Source organism: Oceanispirochaeta sp. M1 (assembly GCF_003346715.1).
Classification (GTDB): Bacteria; Spirochaetota; Spirochaetia; order DSM-2461; family DSM-2461; genus Oceanispirochaeta.
The window spans coordinates 1-21,253 of sequence record NZ_QQPQ01000045.1 but is presented as its reverse complement, the minus strand read 5'-3'; the positions used below and the strand labels follow the sequence as shown (position 1 = coordinate 21,253).

The 21,253-nt window shown below is 40.3% G+C and carries 21 protein-coding genes and 1 tRNA gene; 11 read left to right on the top strand and 11 right to left on the bottom strand.

Translation table 11 applies throughout. The features are described 5' to 3' along the window. The first annotated feature begins 49 nt into the window (after nucleotides 1-49). The gene (locus DV872_RS21980; RefSeq protein ID WP_158547120.1) at nucleotides 50-745 is read left to right on the top strand and encodes a hypothetical protein; all 696 of its coding nucleotides are present in this window, start codon (nucleotides 50-52) and stop codon (nucleotides 743-745) included. Here the strand turns inward: DV872_RS21980 and DV872_RS21975 are convergent. The 4 genes from DV872_RS21975 to DV872_RS21960 form a co-directional block, all read right to left on the bottom strand. Next, nucleotides 742-1,278, bottom strand: a complete 537-nt coding sequence (locus DV872_RS21975; RefSeq protein WP_114632123.1) for an ATP-binding protein — start codon at nucleotides 1,276-1,278, stop codon at nucleotides 742-744. The two genes, DV872_RS21980 and DV872_RS21975, sit on opposite strands and share 4 nt — an antisense overlap. Before the next feature lie 4 nt (nucleotides 1,279-1,282). After that, nucleotides 1,283-1,624, bottom strand: coding sequence for an STAS domain-containing protein (locus tag DV872_RS21970; protein WP_114632122.1), 342 nt, complete (start codon nucleotides 1,622-1,624; stop codon nucleotides 1,283-1,285). Between the two features lie 95 nt (nucleotides 1,625-1,719). Continuing rightward, nucleotides 1,720-2,049 (bottom strand): PilZ domain-containing protein, encoded by a 330-nt coding sequence (locus DV872_RS21965; protein WP_114632121.1) that lies wholly within the window; start codon nucleotides 2,047-2,049, stop codon nucleotides 1,720-1,722. Further along, nucleotides 2,046-2,570 (bottom strand): ATP-binding protein, encoded by a 525-nt coding sequence (locus tag DV872_RS21960; RefSeq protein WP_114632120.1) that lies wholly within the window; start codon nucleotides 2,568-2,570, stop codon nucleotides 2,046-2,048. The genes DV872_RS21965 and DV872_RS21960 overlap by 4 nt, the downstream gene beginning before the upstream one ends. A gap of 45 nt (nucleotides 2,571-2,615) precedes the next feature. Between DV872_RS21960 and DV872_RS21955 the strand changes: the two genes are divergently transcribed. From DV872_RS21955 to DV872_RS21940, 5 genes are all read left to right on the top strand, one after another. Then, a complete protein-coding gene (locus tag DV872_RS21955) occupies nucleotides 2,616-5,585 on the top strand; it encodes a hypothetical protein (protein WP_114632119.1) in 2,970 nt (989 codons plus the stop codon). A 70-nt stretch (nucleotides 5,586-5,655) separates the two neighbouring features. After that, nucleotides 5,656-5,728 (top strand) — tRNA-Met (locus DV872_RS21950). A 182-nt stretch (nucleotides 5,729-5,910) separates the two neighbouring features. Continuing rightward, nucleotides 5,911-7,086, top strand: coding sequence for a site-specific integrase (locus DV872_RS21945; RefSeq protein ID WP_114632118.1), 1,176 nt, complete (start codon nucleotides 5,911-5,913; stop codon nucleotides 7,084-7,086). Continuing rightward, complete coding sequence (locus DV872_RS26675; protein ID WP_158547119.1) at nucleotides 7,086-7,223, top strand: hypothetical protein; 138 nt, start codon at nucleotides 7,086-7,088, stop codon at nucleotides 7,221-7,223. The genes DV872_RS21945 and DV872_RS26675 overlap by 1 nt, the downstream gene beginning before the upstream one ends. Before the next feature lie 96 nt (nucleotides 7,224-7,319). After that, entirely contained in the window at nucleotides 7,320-7,721 is a 402-nt protein-coding gene (locus DV872_RS21940; RefSeq protein ID WP_114632117.1) for a hypothetical protein, read from the top strand. A 296-nt stretch (nucleotides 7,722-8,017) separates the two neighbouring features. Here the strand turns inward: DV872_RS21940 and DV872_RS21935 are convergent, their stop codons facing one another. The 6 genes from DV872_RS21935 to DV872_RS21910 form a co-directional block, all read right to left on the bottom strand. Further along, nucleotides 8,018-9,232 (bottom strand): anaerobic sulfatase maturase, encoded by a 1,215-nt coding sequence (locus DV872_RS21935; RefSeq protein WP_171832156.1) that lies wholly within the window; start codon nucleotides 9,230-9,232, stop codon nucleotides 8,018-8,020. A gap of 10 nt (nucleotides 9,233-9,242) precedes the next feature. Further along, nucleotides 9,243-10,022 carry a sulfite exporter TauE/SafE family protein gene (locus DV872_RS21930; RefSeq protein ID WP_114632116.1) on the bottom strand — a complete coding sequence of 260 codons (780 nt, stop codon included), beginning with the start codon at nucleotides 10,020-10,022 and terminating at the stop codon, nucleotides 9,243-9,245. A 191-nt stretch (nucleotides 10,023-10,213) separates the two neighbouring features. Next, the gene (locus tag DV872_RS21925) at nucleotides 10,214-11,047 is read right to left on the bottom strand and encodes a purine-nucleoside phosphorylase (RefSeq protein ID WP_114632115.1); all 834 of its coding nucleotides are present in this window, start codon (nucleotides 11,045-11,047) and stop codon (nucleotides 10,214-10,216) included. An 11-nt stretch (nucleotides 11,048-11,058) separates the two neighbouring features. Beyond that, complete coding sequence (locus tag DV872_RS21920) at nucleotides 11,059-11,775, bottom strand: Crp/Fnr family transcriptional regulator (RefSeq protein WP_114632114.1); 717 nt, start codon at nucleotides 11,773-11,775, stop codon at nucleotides 11,059-11,061. Next, a complete protein-coding gene (locus DV872_RS21915; protein WP_114632113.1) occupies nucleotides 11,772-13,259 on the bottom strand; it encodes a sulfatase-like hydrolase/transferase in 1,488 nt (495 codons plus the stop codon). The genes DV872_RS21920 and DV872_RS21915 overlap by 4 nt, the downstream gene beginning before the upstream one ends. Continuing rightward, entirely contained in the window at nucleotides 13,259-14,659 is a 1,401-nt protein-coding gene (locus DV872_RS21910) for a sulfatase (RefSeq protein WP_114632112.1), read from the bottom strand. The genes DV872_RS21915 and DV872_RS21910 overlap by 1 nt, the downstream gene beginning before the upstream one ends. A 183-nt stretch (nucleotides 14,660-14,842) precedes the next feature. Between DV872_RS21910 and DV872_RS21905 the strand changes: the two genes are divergently transcribed. From DV872_RS21905 to DV872_RS21885, 5 genes are all read left to right on the top strand, one after another. Further along, the gene (locus tag DV872_RS21905; protein ID WP_158547118.1) at nucleotides 14,843-15,856 is read left to right on the top strand and encodes a tripartite tricarboxylate transporter substrate-binding protein; all 1,014 of its coding nucleotides are present in this window, start codon (nucleotides 14,843-14,845) and stop codon (nucleotides 15,854-15,856) included. Between the two features lie 19 nt (nucleotides 15,857-15,875). Then, nucleotides 15,876-16,313, top strand: a complete 438-nt coding sequence (locus DV872_RS21900) for a tripartite tricarboxylate transporter TctB family protein (RefSeq protein ID WP_114632110.1) — start codon at nucleotides 15,876-15,878, stop codon at nucleotides 16,311-16,313. A 25-nt stretch (nucleotides 16,314-16,338) separates the two neighbouring features. Then, entirely contained in the window at nucleotides 16,339-17,856 is a 1,518-nt protein-coding gene (locus DV872_RS21895; RefSeq protein ID WP_114632109.1) for a tripartite tricarboxylate transporter permease, read from the top strand. Nucleotides 17,857-18,380: 524 nt separating this feature from the next. Further along, nucleotides 18,381-19,100: a purine-nucleoside phosphorylase gene (gene deoD, locus DV872_RS21890; protein WP_114632108.1), complete on the top strand. Its 720-nt coding sequence runs from the start codon at nucleotides 18,381-18,383 to the stop codon at nucleotides 19,098-19,100. Nucleotides 19,101-19,297: 197 nt separating this feature from the next. Next, nucleotides 19,298-19,519, top strand: a complete 222-nt coding sequence (locus DV872_RS21885; RefSeq protein WP_114632107.1) for a YgjV family protein — start codon at nucleotides 19,298-19,300, stop codon at nucleotides 19,517-19,519. A gap of 849 nt (nucleotides 19,520-20,368) precedes the next feature. Here DV872_RS21885 and DV872_RS21880 read toward each other — a convergent pair. Next, on the bottom strand, nucleotides 20,369-20,563 hold the full coding sequence (locus tag DV872_RS21880) for a hypothetical protein (RefSeq protein WP_114632106.1): 195 nt from the start codon (nucleotides 20,561-20,563) through the stop codon (nucleotides 20,369-20,371). Between the last annotated feature and the right edge of the window lie 690 nt (nucleotides 20,564-21,253).

Genomic DNA, 21,253 nt, shown 5'->3' with positions numbered 1-21,253 from the left:
CACAATATGCCTCTTTGACGGCAAAGGGGATTTCTGATAAAAGGATAGTATGAGACTAAAGTTGATTCAATTGATTCCTTTCTTTTTTCTGATTTTCTCATGTACTCCCAAAGAAGCGGAAAAAAAGGATACCCCCCCTGAGGATATCCCTAGGGAGAGTAATACAGCAGTAGATGGCTCAGTGCTTACTCTGACAAAGAATCAATCCGGCTCAGATGATAAAAAATCTGACAAGATAAAAGAGGATGAACAGAAGGGAGATCATGAGATAATCTGGGATACTTTTTCCGGCCCCCTTCATCTGCAGAGTATTAAACCCACATCTTATCTCCTGCCCGAAAGTTTGATGATAGGATCTTTGTCGGATCCCCTCTCATACACCCTCGCAGAACGTGAGGCCTACTCTCTTGTAGTAAAATTCTGGGAAAATTTCAGAAAGGGGAGAATCCCCGGTGAACTTCTTTCCAGGAATGCGCATCCCCTGTTTCTTGAGGAGATGGAAGAGTATCTTGATAAAGGATCTGAGGTCATTGCTCTCTATCCCGGCAGTTTTCGTCTGCTTGGATCATCAGCATCCATGAAGCTGGTTCTTCTATCAGAAACAGGTTATTTGAAAGCAGTGATGTATATGAATAATGAGAATGATACCTGGTCACTTGAGGACTGGGAAATACCTTTCAGAGACTGGCCCGGAGAGACAGTTCCCCGGGATAAGGATCTTCTGAGCAGAAGAACGGTCTATTAGTCCAGCTCTATACCGGTATTCTTTTTAGGAAATGTCTTTCCAACGGCTACGCAGTTGGCTTTATCTGTAAAAACAACACCTTCATTCCAGTATTCCAGAGCTGCAAACATTGCATTTCCGCCGTCGTTGTCATCACTTTTCTCTGTTCTGAAGGAGACATATTCAGCCAGTGATTCATAATCTTCATCATTGAGGCAGTCATTACGTTTTATATTGAAGTCATTCCAGTCTTTGATGGCCGTAAAGCCTTTACCCTTATCCTCTATGATGATTCGGGCCTGCTCTTCTGAGAAGGTATACCAGACCTTGACAATTTTATCGGGATTACTCCCGTTGCCGTGTTTTACAGCATTCTTTATCAATTCAGAAATCTGCTGTTCCAGAAGGTTTATCTCCCTGATTTCGGGAGGTGCTTTCTGAACAATTAGAAGTGTAAAATATCGTATCTGTCTGAAATCACTTGGGAATTCCTTATAGAACATTCCCTCTGTATTCATCAGTTTATGGTTGTCATTAATCTCAATTCTGTCCATTTTTTCAGCCTTTCATCAGTTTGAGAATACCCTGTTTGAGTGTCTCTTCCAGGGGGAAATATCCGGTCAGTTTTGTCAGTTCAATTACTTTCTTGACAGAACCGTGAACACCGGTAATGACCAGTTTCGCATTTTTTTTCTTAAGAGCGGAGCTGACATAAATCAGAGCTCCGATTCCACTTGAATCGATATACTCAACTTTCTCCATGTTTACAACATAGTGGGCTATCCCTTTTTCAAGCATTTTTCCAACGAGTTCTTTCAGTTTATAGGCATTGTAGAGATCCATTTCTCCCTCAATGTCAATTATGTATATGTGTTTGCTTTTTCTGACCTTCAGTTCCAAGAAGTTACTCCTTCAGGGGATGTCATAGTTAATGAGTATTGCCATTTTAAGGTTAGGGGGATTATACGTCAAGCAAAGAAATCTTTATGGTCAGATTATTGCCCTGAGAAGCGCTTATTCAGCTCCCCATACAAAGTTTCCCCTTCGGGGTCTGCAAAAGAGCTTATCTGAAATCCTAAAACGTCTTCCCCGCTGTCTTCCTGACGGTTCCAGCGAATCTCTCCTGTAATATCAAATGGTTTATCTTCCTGATTCGCAGGGATCACCTTACAGACTACTATTGAGCCTTCCTTGTAGGGGAGGGGTACCGGAGAGTAGACTCTGAATCCCATAGGACTAATATCTCGTATATAGGCGGGCAAACTGCCGTCGAGCAGGACTTTTGCATAGCTTTGGTTTCTTGTGTTTTTTCTGTTAATTGTCATTGTAGTCTGCTCCTTAGTTCAATAACTGTTCCAGCCGTATTCTCGTCCTCGTATTCTTCCTGCATCTCACCCTGATGACCGACAAAGCTAAGCTTGAAAAAACTGAAAGTCTTTTTGGTGATCAGTAGGCCCATCCCGAATCGATGATAACCATGTTTTTCTCTATAATTCAGAAAATCCTGATTATTGATATCAATATCCTGTACTTCCTGATCAAGATCGTAGGGCAGATTTTTCTTATCAAAACCGCCGCCCCAGTCTTTCAATGTCGTAATAACTTCATCCTCTGTGAGTTTGAATCTGAGCTGGATGTCCCTGTTTTCATTCCTCTCTTTATGAGCCCGTATTGAGTTATTAACAAGCTCAAGAAGTGAGTAACGAATATTTTCAATTATTTTTTCATCAATACCTGCAAAGAAGATCTGGTGTAATTCATCCAGAATTCTGGAAAAATCGGTATTTCGTGAGATCTTTAGTAGTACGGAGGTATATTTTTTTCCTTTATGTTTTAAATATCCCATACTTTATTATATAATAAATTATCAGCTTCGCCATGACAGGAAACAATGTTTTACATTTACTACAGACTGGAAAATAAAAAACAGCTGAATCAGCTGTATCCCCGAAAGATCGAAACTCTTGAGAAAAGGGCTGCCTCCCTTATGAACAATGCCGGAGGTTCCCGGCTGATGGAAGAGGACGATATCTTTCAGTTCGCAGCACTCTACAGAGAGACAGCCATCAATGTTCTCGGCTGTGCAGAATCTCTGAAGAGTCTCCTTGATGAGTTCCGTCAGTTTCTGTCGGGTTTCTCAATTATTCTGTCTGCAGGGCACGATCAGGACGATCTGATTCAGCATTTTCATAATCTGTCATTAACTGCTCCCGAAGAGAACAGGATCTGGATGGAAGACTCTGTGAGGGATAAATTCTCTGAGTATCTGGAAGAAGCCAGACGGGAAGAGTATTCTCAGCTCTCATCGGTTCAGGTCAAAGTGGACAAGATGCTCTCCATTGAAGAGCGCTACAACCGTTTCCTTAAACGGGAAGATCTGATCCCCAAGCTAAAGAAAGAGATGAACCAGTGGCTTTACCGTCAGGAGGAGTCATCCTCCCTGATCATAGATTCACCAAGTACCGAAGAGAGCCTCAGTATTCTGAGGTCTGTACTGGATGACAGCAATCATCTTATTGAAAATTTCCTCTTAATTGAGCCTGCAGAGGATCTCTGGGACCCCTGGTACACTCTCTGCCGCTTTCTAAATCCTGAATTTCTGGAACAGGTGGAGCAGTACCTCAGTGTTGATGACCTGAAAAAATGGAATGAAGATAAGGATTTTCTGACGAATATCAGTTCGGCAGACTGGTATATCCACTACTACGATGAGGTAGAGACTGACTTTTTCAAAGCATTTATCCTCTACTGGACCGGTTGTCTGAAGAAGCTGGATACCTATTCCACACCCCCTGTTCTGATTATCAGGAATCCCGAGCTCTTCACAGAAGACTCCGGTCGTCTGATCAGCCGCTTCCTTGAAGTCATTTGTAAAGCCTTCCCTAAGCAGAAATATCTTTTCCTCTCAAATGATCCGGAGACCGAGCTTGCATCAATACCCGGCACACCACGGCGATTGAGTATCACCCCTTTGAGTGATCAGGATGCCAGGCTTAAAGCAGCAGATGTTTTTCCCGAGCTGAAACCCAGACCCGATGAACTTCTCGATGTCTATAAGAAAGAAGACTATAACCTGGTCCGTCTTTTCTTTTTTATGCAGAACCGTCTGGAAGGCATTCAGCATGCCCGAAATGATCTTGATCCCCCTGCAGCCTATCTGTACGGCCGGGATAAAAGCAGTCTTGAAATACTTGCCCTATGTATGCCGGGTCGTTTCTGCTTCACAAGAAATCAGATCACAAGATTCTTTCAGTTCCGCGGTATTTCCATGCCTGAGGTTGAAGAGAGAATCAAACGTCTTGAAAACCTTGGTTATCTCCGTTTCACAGGGAAAACCGGAGGTATCTGGAATCGCAATATAAATCTTGAGGCCCTGCTGGAATCTCCCGGATTCAACAGTAAGGAACTTGAAGCCGATTTTACACGCTTTCTGAGCCGTGAGATGGAGGGGGGGAGCATCAACTCTCTGAGCGGAATGCTCTACTTCCTGAATCGTAGAGGCAGTATCGATTTCGGTCTTGATATCCTGAATAAAATAATTCACCACCTGCTGAAGATAAGGGAAAACGATCTTGCCGAAAAACTGCTGAATGCAAACCTTTTTGAAGGACGTTCTCTCACCCATGCCCAGCAGGAAGGATTCCATAATATTCAGTATGCAGGGCGTCTGCGCTCAGCTTTGCTTCGCAATTCAAGGCGGGAAGTCTCTGAGAAGATGGACACGGGTTATCTCTCCCTTATGGAAGCCCAGGGTGCAGGCAGTGAAGAATTCCTTCTGCAGCAGGCCCACTACCATGCACTGAACGGAGAATCTGAAAATGCTCAGAACATGGTTAAGGCCAGTCTCTTCGCCTTTCAGAAAAATAGTGACCATTATGGTGAGATCAGAGCCAACAGTGCCCTGGCCCTTACCCTCTTAAGTCAGAGAAAACTTTCCGCCGCTGTGGATTATTTTGAAATAGCCCTGAGGATCAGTGAACAGCTGGGAGACAAGGAAGCCTCCCTCATCAGCGGTAAACTGATGGTTCTATCCTCCTATCTCTTCGGTAACCTCTCCTCTGCCCTGCGGGCACTGGAAAATCAAATCCCCCTGGCAAAAAAAGAGCGTAACAGGGAAACTCAGATCTTCCAGCTCTTCTTAAAGGGACGTATTCTTTTTGAACTGGGACGCTATTCGGAGGCCTTTAAGGAGCTCAAACAGGGTAGACGTCTTACTAAACGATACAATTTGACCAGAGAAGCCAGAGTCATCACAAGCTGGATGGCCAGATCACTGTGTTTCGGCCACAGCGAGAAGGTGGCCCAGGAGCTTTTCAGGCGTCAGCCTCTGACTCTGGAAACTGCTTATTTCAGAGCAGAAGCAGCCTATCTATCGGGTGATAAAGTGAGTGGAATCGCCCTTCTGGAAGAGGCTTTTAATCAGTATGACCAGAATCCCCAGTTTATTCATGAGATGGACAGCTGGCTGGACGGTTATCGCCTTATAGAGGGACGCCTCTCGGACAGAGACTTCTACGAGGACGTACTGCTTGATCAGGCCAAAGGTTTCTATTATCTGCTAATAGGTCTCAATGGGAACCCTGAGAAGGCCTGGGAGGGCCTTAAGCCCCTGTGTCGCATGGATAAGGCTTACAACCAGCAGCCCTTCGGTTATTATTATTTCCTTTATGCTGCTGAACTGATAGATAAGACAGGTATAGTACTGGATGAAACCCATGAGGCAATGGTCTCTCATGCCTTTAAATTATTGCAGACAAGGGCGGGGCGTTTTGACAGTCAGCAGATGAAACATAACTTCTTTAAAAAGAACTACTGGAACAATGAAATCATCAAGAAAGCGCAGGATATGAATCTCATTTAAATCCGATAAATTTTTGATAAATTCGTGTTGACACTTTTTCCGAGTTCAGGGTATATTACGCAAGCGTTACGGTGGCGTAACTCAGTTGGTAGAGTAACCGGCTCATATCCGGTCTGTCAGGGGTTCAAGTCCCTTCGCCACTACTTCAAGCCTATCTTGCAATAAGTTTTTAACTTGTTATGAGGTAGGCTTTTATTTTTTTATAACCCCTCTTTGTATCTCATTCAAACAGGCTGTATCAGCAAATTTGACAGCAACAGACCTGAAAAGGATGTAGTTATGTCTTCATACAAAGAAAGAACCCTTCACTGTATATCCCCGTAAGATGAAGTCTGGGATAACTATCTTTTATTACCAGGTAAATCTACCTGACGGCACCAGGAGTACTGCAAAAAGTATTGGTCAGTCTACGAAGGCAGCTGCAAAGTATTACTGCAGAGAGCTGGAGAAGAAAAAAAAGCTAATTCCAGAAGATCCTGTTCAGAAGTTCCTGTTACATGAATATTTTAAAGACTGGTGGGAGTGGGGACCAGATCCTGATATTCCTTCTATCTGTCCATACCTTACCAGACGATACCTTCGAAACAACAAACCCAGCTATGCAAATTCAATAAACAACAGAAACAATTTCAGAAAACATATTCTACCTTACTTCGGTGAAATGATTATCTCAAACATTAAAGTAAAGCATATAGAAGACTGGTTGGATGAATTGGCAAAACGAGGGCTATGTGGTTCCACTCAAATTGATATTCTCAGTATTTTGCGGGTTATGTTAAAGGACGCCAAAAGGTTGGGTTATCTTGAGTACAATCCAGTCAAAGATGTGATACCGCCTCGAAAGAATAGACCAAGAAAAAGAGGAATCCTCAGAACTGAAGAGACCGATACTTTATTTGATTTGAATACTATCGATGAAGTCTGGAATGGTGATATTCAGGCGATGGGAGCTTTCCTTCTAGCATGGGATACAGCAATGAGACCTGGTGAAATCAGAGCAATACAAAGAAAGCACATTCACTTCCATCCTGATGGCAATTGTACTGTTGATATCAGGCAGGCTGTCGATCACGCATCACATAGGATCAAAGAGACTAAAACGGGTGCTGTACTAGAAGGAGTCCCTGTACGAGCTGATACGGCGGGTATCTTAAGACATATCTGTCAGACATACAATGAATCAGAATGTCTTGTCTTTTCCAAGGATGGGAAAATGCATGTTTCAGAAAACTATCTGAAGAGAAGATTATATAAAGCGTTGAGAACAATTGGGATTTCTGAAGAACAGAGAAAGGAACGTAATATTACTCAATATAGTTTCCGAAGCCTGGCCATAACACGATTAAGGCAACAAGGTATAAGTGATATTGCTGTCAGGTCCCTGGCACGGCATACAACACCTATCATGACTGATGGCTACACTGTCTTTAATGATGAGGAATCCATCAACCAGATTAGAGACTTCTATCAGTATCAGAAGAATGTCTCAGGAGGTTTCTAATGTCCTCTTATGTATTTGATTTAAAAGATGAAACCCTTATGAGTATCGAGTCTGGAATCCTGGAGTTGGAAAGCATTAAAGGATCAATGGTTGCTATGGCTCTTGGATTTGGAAGGATTAAGATGGATCGTCTTTAACTTGATATCGCTCCCAGCTTTAAAGATTACCTAAAGCTTCAAAGGATCAATATAAAGCAGTCTACAGCCTATGGTTTGGCCAAAGCAGGGGAGAATATGCATAGGTATCGAGAGGCTCTTGAGATTAACAATATTAGATTGACGAAAGTGCTTCAGAAGATGCGCTATGTCAATGACATTGTTGCAGTAAATGATCCTTTACTCTGGAGCCGCCTTGCTGATCTTACAGATAAGAGCTTTCAGAGATATGTGAAAGACCAGTCTGCCAGGATCATGGGTGTTATCGGTGACGATAATACTATCCCTGAGATCTTTGATTTTTATACCAGAGGTGCGTCACTTCTTGTGTCCGGTAAATCTATACCAGGGATAAATCTAAATGAGTTTTCCAGGAACCTGGCTGAGGGGAAGCGCCCTCTCGTATTCTGGGTTGAGAATGACAAGGATAAAGCTCAAAAAATGTCTCGACGAATAAAAAAGCAGCTACAACAAAAATAGGGATTCAAAGTTTAAATAGCTAATGTTACGATTCTATACAAATGAATATAGTTTAGTAGGAGACTGTGCAATTGAATCATGATGTTATTCTTAAATTTGAGGATGATAATGGAAGTGTTATCGCTCAGGGGATGCAACTATCAGAGGTCGTAAAAGCTATTAACACAAAGATTATTGAGATTATAGATAATATTAAATCTATTTTGATTAAGGAGAGTGGAGACATTCCTTATGATAAATATGATGATAATTATAGGGGGTTATTACACCCCTTTTTTTATAGGAGAGAAAAAAATCTACACCACCGGATGAGTCATTTTCATCAGATCAGTAACGGGTTTTCTTTCATCGATCAGAGTTTTTATCATCTCTGCATAAGGAAGGATGTGAGTGAAGAATCTTTTATATCCCCTGCAGAGATAGTTCTGTGGATGGATCTCCTCTCTATTAAAAATAAAACGGTGTTTTGGACATCCCCCATAACAGAGAGTTAGAACTGGACAGTCCCGGCACTCTTTGCTCAGACCATCATATTTGTTGTTACCGAATTTTGTCTGTTGATCCGATTGGAATAGAACTTTCGGATCATCTGATATAATATTGCCCAGTTTATATTCAGGATATACATAGTGATCGCACGAATAAATATCCCCATTGTGCTCAACGATTCCCGCATTGCCGCATTTCTGTGCAAATTGACAGATACCGGAAACACCTTTTATTGCTGAACTGAAAGCCCATTCGAAATTCATGACAAAAACAGAACCGACATCGTTTTTCACCCACTGGTTGAATATGGCAATAAGAAAATCCCCATAGGCAGATGATTCTACAGACCAGTCTGTGAGATTGATGTTTTGCTGATCTTTAGAAGGGGGAGTTGAAAGGGTAAAACCCAGTTCAATAGATTTTGCGTCGGCTGCTCTTTCAACAATGGGAATAAATTGAATGTATTCCACACCGGATTCCATTAAGAAATTGTAAACCTCCAGCGGTTCTTTGCTGTTCTTGCCATTCACAGTTGTTAAAACATTGTATTCAACGTTGTTTTCTTTCAGTAATTTCAAAGACCTTTGCAGTTTTTTAAATGTCGGTCCACCTGTTTTGCTTTTTCTGTAGGCGTCGTGCAGCAGCTCCGGTCCATCGAGGCTTAATCCCACGAGAAATTTATTTTTTGCCAGGAATCTGCACCATTCTTCAGTCAGAAGTGTTCCATTTGTCTGTATGGCATTAGATATTTTCTTCCCGGAATTAAATCTTTTCTGGAGTTTAAGAGCTTTCCTGAAAAAATCCAGACCTGCCATTGTCGGTTCACCGCCCTGCCAGGCAAAGTTTATTTCTTTAAATGATTGAGACCTGATATATTTTTCTGTATAAGCCTCAAGAACTTCATCGGGCATCATTGTTTTTTTCTCATGAAACAAAGATTCCTTTTCCAGATAAAAACAATAGGTACAGTTAAGGTTGCACGAGGGGCCGGCAGGTTTTGCCATTAAATGGAAATTAGTCATTATCACAATCCTATAACATTGATTTTAAAAATATATAAAAATTCAGGCCGATTATTAAAATTATTGTGATCATGAATAAGATCTCAATAAATTTTCTGTTAAATTTCCGGTTTAAAGAGGATCCTATCAATCCTCCTAATATGCCGCCGGGCATCATAAATAAAAGCATCGATAAGTTATATGGTGCAAATCCTGTATCAACATAAACAGAAAGCAGCTTGGCAAACTGACTGAACAGGATAATAAGAACGGAATGCATTGCTGCGGTTTTTGTATCCATAGAAAACAACAAAGCGAGTAGAACCACATTAAAAGGACCACCGCCAACACCCAGAAAAGATGCAATCATTCCAAGGAATAAACCTACCAGAAAAATATTAAAAAGATTATGAATATGGAAGCTTTGCAGGTTCTTTTTTAAAAGATAGAGCAAAACGATAATAAGGAGAACTCCTAGAATCATCGATTGGGAAGCGGTTATCAACTCTTTATTCTCGACCAGCTGATAGATCAGTGAAAAGAGAGATTTTCCTGCAATCCCACCGAGAATTGATCCCCCCGAAAGCCATATGGTTCTTTTTCCCTCAAAACGCACTCCTGCAGCATATTGTTTAATTGTTGAAACAACAGCCATGGAAAAAACGGTAAAAGAAGACAAAAGACTTATTGTTAAAATATCATACTGCCCCAGTGTGTCGAGAACAGGTTTGATGATAACTCCACCACCAAGGCCAGATATGGCTCCGATAGTAGTAGAGATGAGTGCAACCATAAGGTAAAGAATTTCCATAATCTTCTATTCCCTTTAAATGATAATTCATCCAGTGGTGTATTTTTTTACATTCAAGATGATGAATCAGGCAGAACTCAGGTAATAATGATGAAATAAACCGATCACAGTTGATTATTATCTAATTTGTCTAGTGCATTCAGTAAGGGAAGTATTTGAGACTTTATTTATCACCAGATATCAAATTAAATTCATTCGATTTCTTCAATTATTTTTTCTACCCATTTGCAAAAAACTACTGAAGATTTCTGAGCAATTTCCACAACCCTCTCATGGGAATGTTTCACTTTCTGTATTCCCGTAGCCATATTAGTAATGCAGGAAATTCCGAGAACTTTCAATCCCAGGTAATTGGCAACCATGGTTTCTGGAACTGTCGACATGCCCACAGTATCGGCGCCCATATCGGCCATAGATCTGATTTCTGCTGCCGTTTCATAACAGGGACCCATAAAACTGGCATAGACGCCTTCTTTATAGGGTAGATTGAGTGTTTCTGCCGCTTTTGTGGCAACTTCGACAAATTCTTTATTAAAGGGCTCTGACATATCGGGAAACCTCGTTCCAAGCCGTTCGTCATTACTTCCGATAAGAGGATTGGAAGGCATGAGGTTGATGTAATCTCTAATGATCATAAGATCTCCCGGCTCAAAATCCTTATTAATTCCTCCACAGGAATTCGTGACAATGAGTCGGGGTATCGAAAGCAGTTTCAAAAGATATACGGGATAGGTCACCTCTTTCATAGAATATCCTTCGTAATAGTGGAATCGACCCTGAAACATGAGAACTTTTTTTCCCTTCATTTCACCATAGACAATTCTCCCTTCATGTCCTTTGACGGTCACTTCGGGAAAATGGGGGATACCAGAATACTCAACAATGACTTTTTTTTCCAGGTTTTCGACTAGAGAACCCAGTCCAGATCCCAGAATTATAGCCAGATCCGGGGTTCCGGACAGGAATCCCTTAATGTATTCCGCCGATTCGCTCAGCTTTTCATAATAGTCTTTTTCTTTATTCATATTTTCTCCTGTTAATAGATTTCTTCAACGAGCTCATTCAGCCCATCCATCCCTTCCGATGTAATTCTGATCTTTTTCTTTTCGATATCGATCAGCTCCATATCTTTCAGCTCTTTACAGAGCCGGTATACCGTTCTCAGGCTGATGCCTAGATCCTGAGAGAGTCTTTCCCTTGTTTCTCCGATGATTATTTCTGATTCTTCTGGCATTTTTTCTTTGTAGTTGATGACAAGATAATTGGCAAGTAAATATACTCCGGAATGGACCTTCATAGTTCCCATTCTATCAAGCGAGGGATATAGCTGTTTGGCAAAGATCTGTACGACCTTTTTATAGGCTTCGAAATCTTCGTTCAGCCATTGTCCGAATTTTTTCTTGCTTATCCGCAAATAGGTCGATTCGGCGCTTGTGATGACTGTCGATGTCGCTTCCGGATTGTCTGAAAAAAATTCAAGAAGACCGCTGAAGGCTATATGAGGTTTTTTTCGGATTGTAGAGGAGAATTCAAACACTCTGCCATTACTGAATTCATTTATTATCCGGTTTTCCCCTTCGTAGAGGATATAAATGTAAGAATTTATCGTACCTTTTTCTATAACTTTATGGCCTTTCTTGTACTGAACTATCTCAAAGTGCCGTATTATGTGACCCGGAATATTTTTAAATAGAGATTTCAAATCGAGACTATTATCAATCAGTAGCTGAATAGTCCTGTTTTTATCAATCATAGTTTTCTCTTATAGATTGTCATTCCGTCTTCATCTCCTTTCTCGAGAATCAAATCTTTCAGTCTTTTGTCCAGCGGGCGAACGATTTCTTTATCATTTCTTAAATTATTCAACTCATAAGGGTCGTTTTTCAAGTTGTATAATTCACTGATATCATCTTCATAGATCGTGTATTTAAACTGATTCGTTACAATGGTCCGCGATCGCTGTGTGTCTCTGTAACCCTGACCGTAATTCTCTATCATCATGGATTGACGCCCTTTTTTTTCTCCGGAACATAGGGGGATGAGGCTCTCTCCATCGATTTCGCTGCTGAAAGAGGTACCGGCCAGATCCAATATGGTAGGAGCGATATCCGTTGTATTAACAAGGGCTTCAGTATCACTTACATATTTATTTTTTTCTGGGAAGCGGACAGCTAGAGGAATTCTGACAATTTCCTCTGTCATGAAGCTTCCTTTGTCGAACATTCCTCCGTGGCTTGCTAGGGCATCGCCGTGATCGCTTGTCCAGATGACTACTGTATCCTCCCCGAGGCCCAGGTCATCAAGTTTTTTTACGATACGGCCCATCGCCTCATCGGTCATCGTCGTTTGGGCATAAGCTTTTGCCAGGATTTGCTGCCATTTTTCCCATTCAAATACGCTCGGTATGATCATGTTGCCATTTTCATCGGCTATGGGACGATTCATTTTTTGGTAGCAGGTCGGCTTATTCTCCAGGTTATCACGGAAACTGCCATATTCCTTGATAGCCCCTGGGTCATACATATCTAAGTATTCCTGGGTCGGGAAATAGGGTTGATGAGGTCCCCACATATCGACTCTTAAATGAAAAGGTTCATTATTACCGTTTACAGCGATCTCTTCCAGTTTTTGACAAGCCAGGTAACTGAGGAAAAAACTTTCATGTGATTCTTTTGGGCTGTTGGTCACACCGACACAGGGCTCACCGCACCAGTCGTATTCACAGAAATAGTCAGTTTTCCCTTCATGGAGGGTTTTGAATTTTTCTTTAGAGCTGTTATTCCAGAAATAGTTATCTATGCGGTGAGACGCTTTGGGAATGTTTTCCTTCTGAAGATAATCTTTGTATTCCTTTGTGATATAGGGATTACCGTAAAAGGAGGGGCAGAATCCTTCACAGCCAAAGTCCAGGGCTGTTCCCGGGCCGGCATGCCATTTCCCGTAGTAATAATTCCTATATCCCTCATCAGCCAGTTTATTGAAATAGATATCGTGATCGTAAGGTGATTCTGTCTGATTGTGTACATTTCCGTGATTGTGGGGGTAGAGGCCGGTTAAAAGAGATCTTCTGGCAGGACCGCAAAGAGGAGTAACAGAATAAGCCCTGTCAAAATTCGTCCCCTGGGAGGCAAATTTGTCAAATTCCGGTCTTTTAGGACCTTCGCCTCCATCCCACCCGTGTCTGTAATGCAGTTGATGATCACTCACCAACATCAGGATATTAGTTTTCTTTTTCATTATTTTCTCTCTTTTTCAGGCTCCCAGGCCTGAAGACTGTTATATTGGGGAAGTGTGTCCAGACATTTTACTCCATCGAAATGATCGGATGTGAATTGATCAAAAAAAATGTTAATTTTAGTCTTTAACACTTCAATGATTTTTCCATATGATTCTTCTCTGTAAAGATTTTCGATCTCATCGGGATCGTTGACAAGATCGATCAGCAGGTTGTTGGCAGAATCAGGATATAGAATTAATTTGTATTTTTTCGTACGTATCATGCGTACGGGACCGTACTCATAAAACTGTTCAGTTTTCCAATTAGTCAGGCTGCTGCCATTTGTCAGTGCAGGAGCGAAACTGATTCCAGGAGAATTCCTTTTCTGTTTTTCCTCTTCGCTCTCTTTAATCTCCCCGATATCTAGCAGAGTCTGAAACAGATCCGTATGATTAACCATTTCCGACCTTTTTTGTCTATTGAACAGGATTTCAGGTCCATAAAATACAAGTGGTACCTGGATTGATCGATCGAGGAGATTCAAAGGATATGTCGCATTCCCTTTGCCCCACAATCCGTGATCACCGCAATTCAAACCGTGATCCGATGTGTAAACAAAAAGTGTTTGATCCATCAGTTTCTGACCTTCAATTTCATCGAGCACGGAACCCACCGATTCGTCTATCTGGGATACGGCGGCGTAATACTGGCTCAGAGCCTCTATAGGATTATTTCTGGTGGCATCGAGTGATTCGTTACGCTGGGAACCGAAAGAGTAGTTCTGTGTCTGATCACGTGTCACTATGTTTTTCTGCCGGTAATAATCGACCAGTCTCTCTCTGTGTCCCTGCCACTGACTGTGCGTCGCATAGTGACCTATGACAAGAAACAGAGGTTTGGAACGATCTCTCTCTTTGAGATATCTCAGAGCCTCATTGGTTATTGTTCTGGTCAGAGAACCTTCGCATTCGACCTTTTCACTGCCTTTATAAAAAGTTCTGTTTTCTCCGTGGAGAATGGGATATTCTGTGCCGATTGTAAAGGAATAGTCAAAATGTTCTTTATCAGTATGCTCCTGGCCAAGATGCCATTTACCGATTAAGGCCGTCTCATAACCTCCCTTTTTAAAAAGTGCCTGAATGGGTACTTCTTCCTTTAGCCAATGTTTATTTTCATCTCTGTTGGGAGTGTTCCCCAAATAGTCGTGTATACCGTGCTGAGAAGGTATACGACCTGTAAAAAGACAAGCGCGTGCGGGAGAACATACAGGGTTCGGTGTAGAGGCCTCTTTCATCAGAACGCCGTTTCGAGCCATATAATCCAAATTAGGTGTTAAGACATAGGGATCGTCATAGGCACCTAAAGCCCATCGGGCATGATCATCGGTTAAAAATAATATAATATTTGGCTGATTACTCATTATCGTCTCCTGATATCTGATATGTACATAATTAGTATATCTCCTACCAGTTGATAGACAATGACATGTGGCATGTTAAGTAAAAAATAATAAATCATCAAACCATGCCATATGTCATGGTTTGATTCAATATCCTGAAATATAATCAATTAACAAACGAAAATGAAAAGGACGGAGAAAAAGATGAAACAGAAAAGCTTTATAGTAATTCTGGGAATAATTATGATTTTTACATGGAGTTGTTCCGGACGTAATAATGCCGGGAATACCTCCGAAAGTGGAGAGAAATCGGAAGGATCATCGAAGGTTGTTGAGAATTTCCTAAAAGAACCGCTTTATATAATTGTTCCCTACGCAGCAGGCGGAGGAGCCGATATAGCTAACAGAGTCATTGCCGGATATCTGGCCGACGAACTGGGTACAGAAGTTGTTGTTGAAAATGTTCTGGGAGCCGGTGGTATCGTAGCTGCCACTCAATACCTGACAGAGAAACCCAATACTAACAGAGTTCTCTTTACCAACAGTAGTCTTCTTTCTTACATTCCTTTATCCCAGAAGACTAAGTTTACTCGCGATGACTACGAGCCTTTCTTCAGTCTTCAGGTTATACAGTTTGCACTATACGCGGCCCCTTCTAGCAGTGGCATCGATTCTATGGAAAGCCTCAAGAAATACGCCGGTGAAAACAGAATTGTATTTGGAGGTCCCGGTCACGGAACACCTCTCCACAGTATTCAGAGCAATATCTATACACAAATGGGCGCTGATAACGATACGGTTACCTATGACAACGGAAACCAGGGAATCGTGAATCTGATCAGCGGAGATACTACCGTAATGTCCACCGCTATTTCTCTTGCCGATCAATTTGTTCAAGAGGGAAGTATTGTTCCATTGGCCATTCTCTCTGCTAACGATTATGATGGTATTTACGGTAAAATCACTAGTATCAAGAATTACGGATATGAACTGTATAATGATATGCTGACTATGTATGCTATCCGGAAAGGAACCGATCCTGAAATTATCAATCTCCTATATGGAGCTTTTGATAGAGTCATGAACAATGAAACCTTTAAGGCGGAAATGGCTAAGGCTCAGAGTGCCGAATATAGAAATATGAACGGCCGGGAAATTAGTATTTTTCTCGACGAAATGGACAAGATCAACAAAGTTCTTGTTGAGGGAAACAAATAAGAATTATAGGGAGCGCTTTGTGAAAATTCGTGTAAAAAGGGACTTAACCAGCGGTTTGTTTTTAATGTTTCTAACTGTTGTTATCTGGTTTATTATACCGATTCAGATTTCCGTATCCAATGACTCGGCTGCTGGTGCTCAGTTGTTCCCTAAGATAATAATTGCTGCCATGTTCTGCCTTTCGGTCATCATATTTCTAAGATCTTTGATAGGTAAAAAAGACAAAACAATAGAATTCGATCTTAAGGTTGAATGGGAAATTGCTTTATATGCACTCGGCATCATACTTTATGTTATTATGCTGGATCTTACAGGATTCATTATATCGACGCTTCTTTTCAGCATGATAACATTATGGATTTTTAAATCTCGTAGAATGGTTTATTTGTTTATGGTGCTTTTTGTATTAGCTGTATATTTCCTGTTCACTTTGGTGCTCGGGATTATTCTTCCTTAAGAGGACTGATTTATAAGGAGACATTATGGAATACTTGGTTCCCGGTTTGCTGGAAGTACTATCAATGCAGAATCTTCTGCTAATCAATTTCGGTATCCTTCTGGGGATGATTTTCGGAGCGATACCAGGCCTTACCGGTGTTCTGGGAATGACTCTATGTCTACCTCTGACATTTTCCATGGAACCCGTGACAGCTATTGTATTTCTATTGGGTATATATTGCGGAGGAGCTTTTGGAGGGTCTATCACGGCCATTCTGATCGGGACGCCCGGTACAGGACAAGCCGCAGCGACTTTGCTGGATGGTTATCCATTAGCAAAAAAAGGATATGCCTATAAAGCGCTTATGATGGCTTTAGTGGCTTCCTGCATCGGTGGATTTATCAGTGCGCTTAGCCTAATCGCCTTTGCTCCGATAATCGCCCGATTTGCTATGAAATTCGGTCCTCCAGAATATTTTGTATTAGCTATTTTTGGTCTTTCCATAGTCGGAGCTATTAGCGGTAAGGATATAGTTAAAGGAATTTTAATGGGATGTGTCGGTTTCTTTCTGGCCATGATCGGGCTGGATAATATATCGGGTGTATTCCGATTTACTTTTGATTCCATGTATCTCTATGGTGGATTATCTTTTATTGGCATATTGATGGGAGTCTTTGCTATCAGTAAGGTCATGATCGATATGAGTGATCATTTTTATCATAAAAAAAGCGTTGTTCAGATCCCGAGTGATGAGGAAATCTCTCTTGATACCCATGATAAACTAACTTTATCTGATATGAAAAATTCTATAAGAACGATTTTCAAGTCCTCAGCCATAGGTGTTGTCATCGGGGCCATTCCTGCAGCAGGCGGAGGAATAGCCGCTTTTATGAGCTATAATGAAGCTAAGCGTTCATCCAAACATCCTGAGACCTTCGGACAGGGGGAAATTGAAGGTGTAGCTGCAGCAGAATCTGCCAATAACGCCATAACCGGATCCTCATTGATCCCTATGCTGACTGTGGGAATTCCGGGAAGTGGAGGTGCTGCCGCCCTGATGGGAGCTTTAACTATTCAGGGCTTGGCTCCAGGTCCTATGCTGTTTAAGGACTTTGGTTTTGAAATGTACGCCATTATGATAGGTCTGATTCTGATTAATATCTTTATGTACTTTCAGGGGATAGGCTTGATGCGATTCTTCGTCAAAGTGACTAAAGTTCCCGATTCTTTTATTCTCGCATCTCTGGTTTTCCTTTGCGCTGCCGGTACATATTCGGCCGGTCGGAATATCTTCGATGTCTTTATACTAATGGGTTCCGGCATTGTCTTTTTTGTGTTCCACAGATTTAATTATCCTCTTATCCCTGTGGTTCTGGGTTTTATTCTAGGATCGCTGGCCGAAGATAATTTCCGAAGAACGCTGGTTATGTCTAACGGCAGTCTTTCCATTTTTCTGAACAGGCCCATATGTATTGTTTTTATAGTTTTGACTGTTCTTATATTGATCGGCGTTGCACGCCAGAACAGCCGAGCCGATAAAAAGATTCAAGGAAGTATTTAGAGGCTTCAGAAATAATAATTTATTATGCGAAAGGTAAATCGAGTCTGAAATGGTGAATCTTGATGGTGTTTCAGGATTTAAGAAAAATTAAATCATCAATATATCTGCATATTTATTGATAAAAACCAGGAAAATGCTAATTTTATCCAATATATGGGAAAACCTATCCTGAAGTTAATGATGAAAGATTTCTATATTAACTCGGCTGGCTCTGTAAAAGTGATTGTCCAATCCGTAGAGTGAAGACTTTTTCTTTATTTTTCCTGTAACATCTGGAGGTCTTCCTTCAGGAATGGAGTTTATTCCTTGATGTGGTCTGAAAGCATTATCAGAGAAGTAGTGAAATATTTGAGCTTGATATAAACAAATTTATAGAATGGAGAAATTTGAGAATAAGCAGAAAAAATCATAATCGATTATGATGCGGATTTTATGTGATTCATTAATTGGGTTGTAGATCTGGTAATATAATAATAAATTCTAAGGAAAGTCTGTTCAAAAAACATGAGAATTCAGGAGGAAGAATGTTCATACCAACACCACATATTGAAGCTGTAGACAAAAAACTGATAGCAAAAACTATTTTGATGCCGGGAGATCCTCTCCGGGCTAAATATATCGCCGAGACATTTCTTGAAAATATTGTTCAGTTTAACGCTGTTAGGGGGATTAATGGTTATACGGGGGAATATAAGGGAAGAAAAATCTCTGTTATGGCTTCGGGCATGGGAATGCCGAGCATTGGGATTTACTCCTATGAACTGTACAAGTTTTATGATGTTGAAAATATTATCAGAATTGGTTCCTGTGGAACCTACACAAAAGATCTCAAATTATTTGATGTGGTCTTAGTCGAAGATGCCTGGTCAGAATCAACCTATGCTAAAGTTCAATCGGGAAATACTGTTGATATATTAAGAGCTTCAGTTGAACTGAACAGTAAACTGGAGAAAATATCGGTGGAGCTCGAGATCCCTCTCATAAGGATAAGAATCCATTCATCTGATGTTTTTTACAGAAATAATCTTGATGAATATAAAGCAATTAGAGACAAATACAATTGTTCTGCAGTGGAGATGGAATCTTTCGCACTATTTTCAAACGCACAGGAATTAGGTAAAAAAGCGGCCTGTTTGCTCTCTGTATCCGATTCTCTGATTGAAGAAGTGGGAATATCCAGTGCCGACAGGCAGATGGCATTTACCAGCATGATTAAAATTGCTCTGGAAATGGCAGAGAACTAATCGAATTGATAAAACCTGAGAAATTCTCTGCCTTTACCGGAGAAATGAGACTTGATATATAATAGCTTTGAGTTCAGTTGATAAAAATAAAGATTTTACCGAGCATCTGGCTATTTTTTCTAACTTTGTACTTGGGATTTTATTTCCATTGTATTATAAATTTGTTTTTTTATGAATTAAAATATAGGGGGGAAAGTATGGATAATATAACAATTTTTGGAACTTTTGCATCAATTCTTATTGCAATATCTTTGACTATGAAAAATATAAAATTACTTAGATTGGTGAATTGTTTTGGTGCAGTTCTTTTTTCTATTTATGGTTATATTATCGGTGCAATACCTGTTTTAGTCGTAAATGCTTTTATTGTAGTGATTGATATTTATTACTACATCGCCCTGATTTCTAATAAAGAATAGTTCGATTTTATATTTAATACGAGTGAAACAAAATATTATAGCGAACTATTCATGAAGCATTATCGAAAAGAGATCCTTAAATATTTCCCCAATTTTAGAGAAGACTCTTTAACAGAATCGAGTAGTATCGATATCCTTCGTGATACCCGTTGGAGACAATATAGAGATTCTTGTTGGTTTTTCTACTCCCGTACTGACAAATTATTATGTGAAAAGAAAATCTGTTTTGAAATATTAAATCTTCATGATATTTTAAGCTTTTTGTGAAATATAGATATGAAATTTTTATACATTTATATTGACGAGAACCTGAGATTTAATGGTTTTCGTTAATATCTGGAAACACTTGTCCTGGTGAAGGCAAAAGAGAATTATTCACTATTTCAGCTGACTCTGTAATAGTGGTTATGGAGTCCGAAGAGGATGGGCTTTTTCTTTATTTTACCTGAAATATCAGGAGGGCTACCTGATGAGAGAGTTCTATCATTATTGTGATGACCGTTCCTTTGATATGAATGTGAGGCGGTATGAGTGTAATAGTGACAGAAGCCCTTCGGTAATGGTCAATGAGAGTGTTTTTAGCAGGTTTAGGTATTGGAAGGAACACTCCAATCAGCCGTAATATGGTAAATTTTCCATATTCATCAATAGGTGGATTGTAATATAATTACCGATTCGTTGGATGTTTAAAGTTTTAATTTCTGAAAATTTTGTAACCGTCTTTTCTTTAGGCGGGTAGCATAATCCTGTTAATATCCTCAGGGTTACATCTCCATGGAGCTAGAGATTTCAAGTCTTTTTGATCATTCAATAATGGAGCCTTTTCATTTTCGAGAACAGCTCCAAAACCTAAAAACAGCATTGCCAATAATATTCCTGTAGTTTCTGCCTTGATTCAAGAGTAAGATTAGTCATCTCATCGATGGATGTTATACCCTTCTGATAAAGCCAACTGGCAATCTGTTTATCTACAAAAGGTTTCAACCCCAGTGTGCTGACCACTTCTTTTAACTGAGTAAGAGTTTTTCCAAATAATGTTTCCATTTGATTCCTTAGAAATAAATCTGCTTATTCTCTTGTCAAATTCTACTCCATTTGACAGAAGGAGATCCCGAATATTTACAACCATTGTAGATGAACCGCAAGAGAGTAATAACTTTTTGGGAACTGAAATTCTGCTGAATATTGTGAGAGTCTGCCATAATATTAATGGTTAAAGTGCTGCCGTTAAGATGGCTTAAAATTTTACAGAAACAGGGTGCTGGTCCAAATAAAATAAATGTTTTTTTAAAATGTGGTATGCCCCATCTCTGTTTTGAATATATTGATGTCAAAAAGGAAGGGGGAGGATCTTGAGGAAGACTCAAAAATCATAAGAGCTAACAGTTCTTTCTGTTACATGACGTCATCAGAATTCGCTAGTCTTAAAAGGTAGAAAGCTAGTTCTTAAATAGGCCGGAAAGCGTCACACTAACCGGCTTATTTTTAGGCTTATCCCTATTATGAAGGACCTTGTATCCTAATGGTCGCGCTACTCATTATTACTGATTCTGTTGTAATTCCTGTTGAAGCAGTAACAGTTATTTCAACCTTAAGATAGTGTCCACTGTAATCTCGCAAATTATTTTAAACCAATCAAATCGCACTGAGTTAGATACTTGTTCAGATATCTTTTAACCAAAAAATATCCCGCCGTCACCAGCGGAAAATGTAGTGAACTAAAGAATTACTTCT